The organism is Vibrio sp. OPT46 (assembly GCF_015163535.1).
GTDB classification, from domain to species: domain Bacteria; phylum Pseudomonadota; class Gammaproteobacteria; order Enterobacterales; family Vibrionaceae; genus Vibrio; species Vibrio alginolyticus.
In genome coordinates, this window is the sequence record NZ_JADDYG010000610.1 from 1 (window position 1) to 1,714 (window position 1,714).

4 protein-coding genes are annotated in these 1,714 nt (G+C 44.1%); all 4 read left to right on the plus strand.

From position 1 onward, the window contains the following. Positions 1–262, plus strand: a 262-nt coding sequence (locus IQR33_RS34155) for a hypothetical protein (protein ID WP_228014094.1), incomplete at its 5' end; no start/stop codon positions are given. 115 nt (positions 263–377) lie between these two features. After that, positions 378–719 carry a hypothetical protein gene (locus IQR33_RS34160; RefSeq protein WP_228010023.1) on the plus strand — a complete coding sequence of 114 codons (342 nt, stop codon included), beginning with the start codon at positions 378–380 and terminating at the stop codon, positions 717–719. A gap of 120 nt (positions 720–839) precedes the next feature. Further along, positions 840–1,364, plus strand: coding sequence for a hypothetical protein (locus IQR33_RS34165; RefSeq protein ID WP_228014095.1), 525 nt, complete (start codon positions 840–842; stop codon positions 1,362–1,364). A 21-nt stretch (positions 1,365–1,385) separates the two neighbouring features. Next, a partial coding sequence (locus IQR33_RS34170) for a LysM peptidoglycan-binding domain-containing protein (protein ID WP_228010025.1) occupies positions 1,386–1,714 on the plus strand: 329 nt, incomplete at its 3' end.

Below are 1,714 nucleotides of genomic sequence, written 5' to 3' on the forward strand. Positions count from 1 at the left end.
ACAACGAATAGCATTAGAAGAATGGATTACTTTTAGTAAGGCAAAACCCAATAAACAGGATATGAATGAGTATTTACTCTGTCTTATAATGGGGCAAAGCCTTCTTAGAACTATTACATCCACAACGTGCCCACTACGAATGTATTCACGGGTAAAAACACCATATGTATCGCTTCAGCTAAACAGCGACCGTACACAAAGACCACAGCCAACACCGACCAACTTCTTGGATTTATACCCAACTTTTTGGCTCGATAAATAAAAAATTGTATCGGCATACACTACTATCATCCTACCTAGCTGATTTTGCAGAAGAAAGTTAATGGCATGCTTACTGCTTATTGCCGTGATAACTAGTATTCACTTTAGGTATTTGTGTGTCCTATAAAGTTCTTCCACTGTCGGAAGTAATGTCTCATGAATTTGGATTGATAGAGGGCAACTTCCATAATATTTCGGAAGCGGATATCGCCTCTGCTATTCCTTCACATCTTACTTTTGAACAACTAAAGCAGCATCTCTACGAAGGTAATCTCGCACTCGTGAGTGATACGCCTCAAACTCCTGCTCTGCTTAGTTACAACGACCCAATAGGTCCTAAAACTTGGCGGCTGAATTCTGAGGTTATCTCTGAACTTTCGGATGATGCGGCTAATAATTTGTTAGCAATAACGAAAACCACCAGAGCAACGGGAGGTTACCGCTCTTGTATCAGGTAAACCTCGACGCCCGAACGAGTTTACACGCCGCCGCCAATCGCAACCGAAAGTGAAGAGGAATTAATCAAGGAGTTTGAGTACAGCTTCGAAGTCGGATGCTCGGATACCACCATAAAGAAAATGGTGCACAGTGACTTTGCTTTAGCGAAAACTGAAAAAGAGAACGCGGTGACCCGTTGGGAGCAAGCCAATACCGAGCAAGGCACTCGCTACACAGCGTTATGTGTGTTTGATGAGCCAAAGCGTTTAAATATCCACATCGCTGTTGACAATCTCGGACTGACACCATTGGAAGCCGTCACATTACAAAAAGCCGGCAGCCATAAAGCTGAGGAAGGTTTTATACCTGTTGTCCCTGCAGTGCGATTGGGTGAACGTTTAGGTTTGCCTACAGAAGGCTATTACTACCACTTTAATGATGGTGAACTTGTCCAAGAATACAAAATTCTTGGGGAAGAAAAATGGGCGTTTTACGCTACGCAATCGACACAAGACAAGCTCAATGACGAGCGTGGTTTTACTAAAGACCAAAGCGCTATTTTGGTGTATTGGAAATTAGCCGATCAAATCATCGAAAATCAATACATCATTTATCTTGAGCGACAAATCACGCGTGAAGAGCTCGATAATCTCAGTGAAAATTAGCTGTGTGAAAACGGGATAAAGTTGGATATCCCCGCATTGTTTGATGCGGTCACACAGCCGGAAGAAGCGCGCTCAGAAGGTAACAACGATGAGACGCAAGCGGAACAAACCGCAGCGACGCACACCGTAACGGTAGGGGAAGACTGGCAAAGCATCGCTGAACTATATGGTATGGGAGCTAAAGCCTTGCTCTTGCTTAACCCAGTGTTTGAGGCCGACCCTCTGTCACTTGCGGTAGGTGATGAAATTAGTGTTGCTGAGAAACAGCAACAACAAGCACCGGACAAAAAGAATACCTTTCCGCCGCTGCGCCCACAAACTTACAACAACATCCGCAACAGTCATTATCA